The sequence below is a fragment of the Microcoleus sp. A6-C6 genome (assembly GCF_036705955.1).
Lineage (GTDB): Bacteria > Cyanobacteriota > Cyanobacteriia > Cyanobacteriales > Microcoleaceae > Microcoleus.
The window spans coordinates 75195-82533 of the sequence record NZ_JAUBVR010000008.1 but is presented as its reverse complement, the minus strand read 5'-3'; the positions used below and the strand labels follow the sequence as shown (position 1 = coordinate 82533).

Annotated in this window: 9 protein-coding genes; 5 read left to right on the top strand and 4 right to left on the bottom strand. The window is 45.4% G+C overall.

Annotated features, from left to right (window positions below; translation table 11 throughout):
* Nucleotides 1-43: 43 nt before the first annotated feature.
* From QUB52_RS05705 to QUB52_RS05695, 3 genes are all read right to left on the bottom strand, one after another.
* On the bottom strand, nt 44-232 hold the full coding sequence (locus QUB52_RS05705; RefSeq protein WP_265238196.1) for a hypothetical protein: 189 nt from the start codon (nt 230-232) through the stop codon (nt 44-46).
* A 145-nt stretch (nt 233-377) separates the two neighbouring features.
* A complete protein-coding gene (locus QUB52_RS05700; RefSeq protein ID WP_265238194.1) occupies nt 378-566 on the bottom strand; it encodes a hypothetical protein in 189 nt (62 codons plus the stop codon).
* A gap of 169 nt (nt 567-735) precedes the next feature.
* Nucleotides 736-963, bottom strand: coding sequence for a secretion protein HlyD (locus QUB52_RS05695; protein ID WP_265238192.1), 228 nt, complete (start codon nt 961-963; stop codon nt 736-738).
* Between the two features lie 345 nt (nt 964-1308).
* Between QUB52_RS05695 and QUB52_RS05690 the strand changes: the two genes are divergently transcribed.
* Both QUB52_RS05690 and trpS read left to right on the top strand, forming a co-directional pair.
* Nucleotides 1309-2424: an HlyD family secretion protein gene (locus QUB52_RS05690; protein ID WP_332972314.1), complete on the top strand. Its 1116-nt coding sequence runs from the start codon at nt 1309-1311 to the stop codon at nt 2422-2424.
* 224 nt (nt 2425-2648) lie between these two features.
* Nucleotides 2649-3659: a tryptophan--tRNA ligase gene (trpS, locus tag QUB52_RS05685; protein ID WP_332972313.1), complete on the top strand. Its 1011-nt coding sequence runs from the start codon at nt 2649-2651 to the stop codon at nt 3657-3659.
* 124 nt (nt 3660-3783) lie between these two features.
* On the opposite strand, the gene QUB52_RS05680 is transcribed toward trpS, so the two are convergent.
* Nucleotides 3784-4050 carry a hypothetical protein gene (locus QUB52_RS05680; RefSeq protein WP_332972391.1) on the bottom strand — a complete coding sequence of 89 codons (267 nt, stop codon included), beginning with the start codon at nt 4048-4050 and terminating at the stop codon, nt 3784-3786.
* On the opposite strand from QUB52_RS05680, the gene QUB52_RS05675 reads away from it, so the two are divergent.
* From QUB52_RS05675 to QUB52_RS05665, 3 genes are read left to right on the top strand one after another with little or no spacing between them, the layout of a single operon-like run.
* Nucleotides 3968-4858, top strand: coding sequence for a methylenetetrahydrofolate reductase (locus tag QUB52_RS05675; RefSeq protein WP_332972312.1), 891 nt, complete (start codon nt 3968-3970; stop codon nt 4856-4858). The genes QUB52_RS05680 and QUB52_RS05675 overlap by 83 nt on opposite strands.
* Before the next feature lie 41 nt (nt 4859-4899).
* Nucleotides 4900-5496, top strand: coding sequence for a Uma2 family endonuclease (locus tag QUB52_RS05670; protein ID WP_332972311.1), 597 nt, complete (start codon nt 4900-4902; stop codon nt 5494-5496).
* Nucleotides 5489-7162 carry a mucoidy inhibitor MuiA family protein gene (locus QUB52_RS05665; RefSeq protein WP_332972310.1) on the top strand — a complete coding sequence of 558 codons (1674 nt, stop codon included), beginning with the start codon at nt 5489-5491 and terminating at the stop codon, nt 7160-7162. The genes QUB52_RS05670 and QUB52_RS05665 overlap by 8 nt, the downstream gene beginning before the upstream one ends.
* The last annotated feature ends 177 nt before the right edge of the window (nt 7163-7339 follow it).

Here is a 7339-nt window from a genome sequence, read left to right as displayed (position 1 = left end):
TTCTCGATCGACAGTTAGAGAGCTGAATTCACAGCCCTAAACTTTAGGAGTAGCCGTAGCGGACTACTCTTCTGAAGGAACCGTCGCAATTCCGGCGGTACACTACCCAACTGCGGCGGCGCCCACGGTTACAGTTGTAGCGATTATTGGCATAATAGTAACCGCCGTTGACACTAGCTGATTCTTCAGGGGTGAGTTCAGCAAACAGTGAATTTTCCTTATTTTCTTGCATGATTTGACTCCTTTCAAGGTTAAAAGTTTTTAACAGAAACTAGAAATTATCTAAAATTTCTACAGCCTCGCTTAAATAAAGCACCATGAAATTATGGGTGCTTTCTCGATCAACAGTTAGAGAGCTGAATTCACAGCCCTAAACTTTAGGAGTAGCCGTAGCGGACTACTCTTCTGAAGGAACCGTCGCAATTCCGGCGGTACACTACCCAACTGCGCCGTTGATCGCAGTCGTTGTTGTAGCGATTATTGGCATAATAGTAACCGCCGTTGACGCTAGCTGATTCTTCAGGGGTGAGTTCAGCAAACAGTGAATTTTCCTTAGTTTCTTTCATGATTTGACTCCATTTAATTTGACAAGATGGAACGAGAATTAGAAATTTTATAAATCTCTATAGCCTCGTGTAATTACTAACTAATAGTTCTTGAAGGGGTGTGCGAGTTCCGGAATATTACCGAGATATTTTCTAAATTCATTTCGATCGCGCTACCTGACTCAGCTATCTAGACTATTAGGGTTTTGTAAGGGCGATCGCGAATCGGATCGTAAAGGAAAATCTGGCTGGGCTGTGGCAGGAAAAACAGCGTATTGACGCCATTGCTACTGCTGTTATTGGTGTCGCTGTTGCTGTTAGAACTGCTGAAACCCTTGGTAATGCTGCCACCGCTGACAGTACCCGATTCTCGATCCGTTAGTTCGGTGAAGAGTGAATTGTGTTGATTATCCGACATAAGGAACTCCTATTAATACATATCTACTTACTTACGTACAGATCCCAGAAAAACCGGGTAACAGCGCCAGAAATCATTGCTGAAATTCTCTAATTTCCTGACTTTTGCCCGCTGGCTCCACCATTCTTGATGTTTGGGGAGATTTCCGGGTGGAGACTGCAAAGCTGTGCGGATTTTGACCTTGACCCTATGAATTTTGATTGATATTTCTAAACCTATGCTTGGTGTCCGGAAAGCAGAAAATAAATGTGACGAAAGAAATAGGCGATCGCTCTCTCCCTTTCCCCAACTCAAAAATCAAAACTCAACATTCTTCCCCTCGAACCCTCACCCCCAGTAGCCGCCATGCCTCGCACTCCCGAACCCACACCCGCAGAAACCTTTGATAACGACCAGTTTTTGCCCCCTGTCAGCCGCTGGACAACTTTGGGGGGAATTTTGATGGTGGCCACGTTTGGCGGGGCGATCGCCCTTGCAAGCGTCACCAAATACAGTGCTACAGTCAAAGCAGACGCGATCGTCCGTCCAGCCGGAGAAGTGCGCGTTGTGCAAGCAGCAACCGAAGGAACCATCGAAAGCATTGCTGTCAGCGAGAATCAGACAGTAAAAGCCGGAGATGCGATCGCAGTTGTAGACGCTTCGCGTTTGGGCACCCAAAAAAAGCAGTTCCAAGAAATCATTAATCAGTCTCAAACAGCAGCACAGCAAATCAACCAGCAACTGCGGGACTTGGAAAATCAAATTTTAGCCAGCGGCCAATTTCAAAGCATCAAAACTGCAAGTCCAGCCGCCCAGGAAGTAGTCGAGTCCGCTCTAGTGAAAATCGCCACATCGCAGCCGGATGTCGCCGAGAGACTGGGCCGAAGTCGGCGGGTTTTGCTCGTCAAGCGATCGACCATTCAACAACAATTAATTCAAGCTAAAAAAGAACTCAATCAAATTCAGTCACAACTAGAAAATAGCGTGATCCGCGCGCCTGCTGATGGTACAATTCTGAGATTGGAAGTACAAAACACTGGTCAAACCATACAAGCCGGCAGTGCGATCGCCCAAATCGTCCCCAGCGACGTACCCCTGATAGTCAAAGCCAAAGTCACATCCCAAGACATCGCCCGCATCCAAATCGGCCAACCCGTACAGATCAGGATTTCGGCTTTGCCTTTCCCAGATTACGGGACACTGAAAGGAACAGTCAGTGGAATCGCCCCAGATGCGATCGCCCCTCAAAATCCCGGTAACAATTTAGGTACAGCATATTACGAAGTAGCAATAAAGCCCCAACAAACCTATTTAACAAAACTCCAATCCACCAGCGGCCAATTCTTCGGAGACCCCCAGGCAAACGTCCCCCGCCAGTATTCAATTCAATCAGGAATGGAGGGCAGAGCCGATATTATCACCGGTCAAGAAACAGTTCTCACATTTATTTTACGCAAAGCCAGGTTGCTGACAGATTTATAATCGCAATTAGTCATTGGGCATTGGGCATTGGGCATTGGGTAGGAGCATAATCAAAAAAAATGCTTTGTGGAACGGGATTCTAGCCCGTTGCTAATCCCTACCCCAAAATTATGTCTTGTGGAACGGGCTTCTAGCCCGTTGCTAATGGCGCCCAAAAATTAAAGTATCTTAAATCAAAATAACGTGTCAAAATAGAAATGTGAAATCAATTCTATTCTTTCCTCATGGGCAAACAGCGCGTTCTTTCAGGAGTTCAGCCAACAGGCAATCTTCACCTCGGCAATTATCTCGGTGCCATTCGCAACTGGGTAGAAGGTCAAAGCCAGTACGAAAACTACTTTTGTGTAGTCGATTTGCACGCAATTACCGCACCGCACAATCCAGCAACTCTAGCATCTGACACTTACGCTATCGCCGCTCTGTATTTAGCTTGCGGCATCGATTTAGAATATTCTACTATTTTCGTGCAATCCCACGTCTCGGCGCACACAGAACTAGCATGGCTGCTCAACTGCATTACGCCGATCAACTGGCTCGAAGATATGATTCAGTTTAAAGAAAAAGCAGTTAAACAAGGCGAAAATGTCAACGCCGGATTACTAAATTATCCCGTATTGATGGCAGCAGACATCTTGCTGTACGATGCCGACAAAGTGCCAGTGGGAGAAGACCAAAAACAGCATTTGGAACTCACCCGCGATATTGTCGTCAGATTAAATCACCAATTCGGTACACCAGAAAAACCAGTCTTGAAACTTCCAGAACCGTTAATTCGTACTGACGGCGCGAGAGTGATGAGTTTGACAGACGGCACGCGCAAAATGTCAAAATCTGACCCTTCCGAACAGAGTAGAATTAACTTATTGGATTCACCAGAAACAATTACCAAAAAAATCAAGCGCTGCAAAACTGATGCAGTACGAGGCTTGACTTTCGACGACCCCGATCGCCCGGAAGCGAGAAATTTACTGACACTTTATCTCCTACTTTCCGGCAAATCGAAGGAAGAAGTTGCAGCGGAATGTGAAAACATGGGTTGGGGAGATTTCAAACCATTGTTGACAGAGACAACAATTAATGCCCTCAAACCAATTCAGGATAAATACAAGGCAATAATGGACGATCCGGGATATTTAGAATCTGTACTCCGTCGCGGAAAAGAACAGGCAGAAACCATTGCCAACAAAACTCTGACTAAAGTTAAAACCGCCTTCGGTTATTCTCTACCTCTTTAATCATGGGTAATTGGTAATTGGTAATTGGTAATTGGTGATTGGTGATTGGTGATTGGTAATTGGTAATTGGTAATTGGTAATTGGTGATTTTATAGAATCATTAATCACTTATTCCTAACATCCGTTAAATCCGTTGTAAAATCCGTTGCCAAACTTCCCTCTTCCTTCTTCCATCTTCCCTCTTCCATCTTCCCTCTTCCTTCTTCCCTCTTTTCACCCTGAGCGAAGCCGAAGGGCCATCTTCCTTCTTCTTTCTTTCTTCCTTCCTTCTTCCTTCTTCCTTCTTCCTTCTTCCTTCACATATAACTATGAACCGTTTTCGTACAGCCTGCACCACCCCCGGAGAATTTATAATTACCGCCGAAGTTGCCCCGCCAAAAGGGGGCGACATGACTCACACGATCGCAATGGCGGAAATTCTCAAAAACAGAGTGCACGCCATTAACATCACAGACGGAAGCCGCGCAGTGCTGCGAATGTGTCCGCTAGCAGTTTCCGCGATTCTATTGCAGCGGGGAATTGAGCCGATTTGTCAAGTTGCTTGTCGCGATCGCAATCAAATAGGTTTGCAAGCCGATCTCATGGGAGCCCACGCTTTAGGCATCCATAATATCTTGGCACTCACCGGCGATCCAGTCAAAGCCGGCGACCATCCCAAAGCCAAAAGTGTATTCGATTTAGAATCAGTGCGACTGCTGCAAGTCATTCAAAAAATGAACGGCGGCAAAGACTGGAATGACAAAGCTTTAACAGACGGAATTACCGATTTATTTGTCGGTGCCGCTGTCGATCCGCAATCCCCCAGTTGGTCTGGTTTACAAAGCCGATTTGAGAAAAAAGTAGAAGCGGGAGCACAGTTTTTTCAGAGTCAATTAATTACAGATTTTGACGTTTTCGATAAGTTTATGCAGCAAATTGCTGCTGGCTGTAACAAACCAATTTTAGCAGGAATCTTTTTGTTTAAATCAGCTAAAAATGCTGAATTCATTAAAAAATACGTGCCGGGAGTTAACATACCGCAAGAGACGATCGATCGTTTGGCAAAATCCCCAGCACCTTTGCAGGAAGGCATAAAAATTGCGGCAGAACAAGTCAAGCTAGCGCGGCAATTGTGCCAAGGAGTTCACATGATGGCCGTGAAGCGAGAAGATTTGATTCCTCAAATTTTGGATTTGGCGGGAATCGAGCCGCTGAGCTAAAATTAAGTTGTTGCTAACATATTGAAATAAACAGGACAGTCATGGTTCAAACTATAGACAATCCCACAGTTTCTCCCGCAGCCGAGCAGCATTTCACTTGCCGCGGCTTAACCTGGCATCAATTCAAAGCAATTCAAGCTAGTTTTGAGAATGTGCCTGGAGTGCGGTTATTTTATTGTCAAGGAGTTTTAGAGATTGTGGGCATTAGTAAACCTCATGAAGCGTTTCAATCGATAATTGGCGTATTGCTTGCGATCTACTTTGAAGTTAAAGAAATTGAGTTTTTTCCCAGCGGTGCTTACAGCCAGATTGTTGAAAATCAAGTCGAGTATCAGGCAGATTTGTCTTATTGTTTCGGGACAGATAAGGATGTTCCAGATCTATGTATTGAGGTGGTGATTACTAGCGGGAGTCCGATTAAACTTCAGAAATATCGGCTAATGGGTGTGCAGGAAGTTTGGTTTTGGGAAGACGGAACGCTAGAGCTTTACCATTTGCGAGAACAGGATTATGAGAAAATTACAAATAGCGAATTACTGCCAGAGTTAGACTTATCTTTGTTGAAGCGCTGCATTTTGTTTGCTTCGCCCTTGGATGCACTAAAAGAGTTTCGTAAAGGCATTAGTAGCAATGACTAATTCAGATTTAGTCGATCGCGATAATATCAAAATAGTAGAGTCGCAAATTTCCGAAGTTACCGTGTACACCGATCGCGCCCTGATCACCCGCCGCGGCACAGTAGCCCTGACGGGAAACGAGCGCGAATTGACGATCGCCTCCCTCCCCACAACCCTCGAAACAGAGTCAGTCAGGGCCACCGGCGCGGGTACAGTCGCCGTGCGATTGCTGGGAGTGCGTAGCGAAACAGTGTTTAGCAGCGAACCTACGGGCGATCGCATCGCCGAATTAACCCACCAAATCCAAGAATTAGAAACCCAAAAACGCGCCATAAAAGACCAAATCGCCGCGCGAATAATTCAACTCAACTTTGTCGAGAATTTGAGCGCAAAAAGCGTCGGTTCCTTTGCCAGTGGCATCGCCAAACAGCAAATTGGTTTGAACGAAACCGGAGAATTGCTCAATTTTTTAGGCAGCAATTATAAAAAGTACGTAAGTGCGATCGGGCAACACGAAAGACAGCAGCGCGAATTAGACAAGCAAATAGAAGCTTTGCGCCAGCAGTTGCGCCAACTACAAACTCCCCATTCCCAGAAAAGTTTTAACATCATTGTGGCGATCGAACCAAGCGGCAGCGGCAATTTTGAACTCGAAATTTCCTATGTAGTAACCCAAGCCCGTTGGACTCCCCTTTACGACTTGCGAATAGATACTACCAACAACCAAATCAATCTCAATTACCTAGCCGAAGTAAATCAAAATACAGGCGAAGATTGGACGGGAGTAGCGCTAACTTTATCAACAGCAAAACCCGGAATGGGAACTTTGCCGCCCAAACTCCAACCCTGGTTTATCGATATTGTTCGCCCAAAATCTGCTCAAAGCCAAGGCTTTCCCAGAGCGCGGATGGAACGAAGTGCGAAACCAGAAACGTCAGCAGTGTATGACAATTTCATGGAATCTGAGATGGAAGACGAGGAGCAATTAGACATGATGGCTGTTGGTGGCAGCGCTCCCGCACCCGAACCCATAGCAGCTCAAACCGCCACAGCAACAGTATCTAAAGCAGGCGGCACAGTCACCTTTCAAGTAGGAGGAAATACCAATATTCCCAGCGACGGCACGCCGCACAAAGTCACTATTTTCAGCGAAAATTATCCCTCCCAACTTCAATACATAGCCGTTCCGCGTTTAGTCAGCTTTGCTTATTTGCAAGCAATTGTCACCAATCCAATGACAGGTGCAACTCTCCTGCCCGGTCAAGCAAATATCTTTCGCGACAACACTTTCGTAGGTACTTTACAGCTAGCAAATATTTCCCCTGGCCAAGAATTCAAGCTGAATTTAGGAATAGATGAAGGACTAAAAATCGAGCGAGAATTAGTGGAAAGACAAGTAGATAAAAAACTGATCGGGAATCAGCGGCGCACGAGTTACGCTTATCGGTTAATTGTGACCAACTTGCAGCAACTGCCTGTAAACTTGACATTGAAAGAGCAACTACCAGTCAGCCGCAATGAACAAGTTAAAGTGCGGTTGACTCAAACTAATCCGAAGATAGTAGCAGGTGAAATGGGAATGTTGGAATGGATAATGTCTCTGCCCCCGCAAGCCAAACAAGAGTTAGATTACCAGTTTGTTGTCGAACATCCTCCCGACTTAACAGTCATTGGTTTAGATATTTAGTTAGGATTTACATTCTTAATGTGTAGCCCTAGCTACAGCTTATTTCTCTTTCAGCCAACCCTATTTCCATCCTGTGAGAAAGGCAGGATCTCCACCCTCTGCGGAAGCGTCAGGGGACGGAAAATATCAAACTTTCATGATCAAAAGTTTGACCATCTGACCATGAAAAAGAACAAA

What these genes read in the sequence shown, in the direction of transcription:
- QUB52_RS05705 (WP_265238196.1), bottom strand. Translation starts at nt 232, where the DNA reads ATGCAAGAAAATAAGGAAAATTCACTGTTTGCTGAACTCACCCCTGAA.
- QUB52_RS05700 (WP_265238194.1), bottom strand. Translation starts at nt 566, where the DNA reads ATGAAAGAAACTAAGGAAAATTCACTGTTTGCTGAACTCACCCCTGAA.
- QUB52_RS05695 (WP_265238192.1), bottom strand. Translation starts at nt 963, where the DNA reads ATGTCGGATAATCAACACAATTCACTCTTCACCGAACTAACGGATCGA.
- QUB52_RS05690 (WP_332972314.1), top strand. Translation starts at nt 1,309, where the DNA reads ATGCCTCGCACTCCCGAACCCACACCCGCAGAAACCTTTGATAACGAC.
- trpS (WP_332972313.1), top strand. Translation starts at nt 2,649, where the DNA reads ATGGGCAAACAGCGCGTTCTTTCAGGAGTTCAGCCAACAGGCAATCTT.
- QUB52_RS05675 (WP_332972312.1), top strand. Translation starts at nt 3,968, where the DNA reads ATGAACCGTTTTCGTACAGCCTGCACCACCCCCGGAGAATTTATAATT.
- QUB52_RS05680 (WP_332972391.1), bottom strand. Translation starts at nt 4,050, where the DNA reads ATGTCGCCCCCTTTTGGCGGGGCAACTTCGGCGGTAATTATAAATTCT.
- QUB52_RS05670 (WP_332972311.1), top strand. Translation starts at nt 4,900, where the DNA reads ATGGTTCAAACTATAGACAATCCCACAGTTTCTCCCGCAGCCGAGCAG.
- QUB52_RS05665 (WP_332972310.1), top strand. Translation starts at nt 5,489, where the DNA reads ATGACTAATTCAGATTTAGTCGATCGCGATAATATCAAAATAGTAGAG.